Source organism: Burkholderia sp. AU4i (genome assembly GCF_000466765.1).
Taxonomy (GTDB): domain Bacteria; phylum Pseudomonadota; class Gammaproteobacteria; order Burkholderiales; family Burkholderiaceae; genus Burkholderia; species Burkholderia cepacia.
This window is the reverse complement of sequence record NZ_ASSI01000396.1, coordinates 1-678: the sequence shown is the minus strand read 5'-3', so window position 1 is coordinate 678 and position 678 is coordinate 1. Positions and strand designations below refer to the sequence as shown.

The 678-nt window shown below is 59.6% G+C and carries 1 protein-coding gene; it reads right to left on the bottom strand.

What is annotated here, in order from left to right; genetic code table 11:
* On the bottom strand, positions 1-678 hold a 678-nt coding region (locus tag L810_RS43015), incomplete at both ends, for a DUF4158 domain-containing protein (protein ID WP_042978430.1).

Genomic DNA, 678 nt, shown 5'->3' with positions numbered 1-678 from the left:
CTTACCGGAAGCCTGAAACTGCTGTTGATGCTTGTTCTTAGCGGCGTTGAACAGCTTGCCAATGATGCGGTCGTGCAGGTCGATGATTTCGTCGGTGACGGTAGCCATGCCTTCAATGGCCAACGCTACCAGAGTGGCATAGCGTCGTTGCACCTCAAACTTGGCCAGGTCAGCGGGCGTCATCTGGCCACCCTCACGGGCGATCTTGAGCAGGCGGTTCTGGTGAACTTGTCGCTCGATGCCTGCGGGCAGGTCAAGCGCCTGCCAGGCTTTGAGGCGCTCGATGTGTTCGAGCATGTGCCGAGAATTCGGTTTGACGGGCGACTGGCGCAGCCATGCCAGCCACGTCACTTTGCTGCCGTCCTTGCGCTTGAGAAGTTCGTCCAGGCGCTGACGGTGGGGCGATAACAAAGAATCGGTCAACGCCTCGTAAATACGCCGGTTGGCACGGGTGATGGCCTCGGCGCTCGCGCGCTCGATGGCATTCATGGCGGGCAGGATGATGGTCTGCCGCCGCAGGTTTTCGACAAGGGTGCTGGCCAGCACAATGCCTTTGTCGGTCTGCAAGGCCAGCTCTGTCAATGTATGCACGGCTTGCCGATAGTGGCTCATGGTGAAGGGCTTGAACCCAAACACCGCTTGCAGTTCGACTAGGTGCTCGCGCCGTGTCTGCTCACG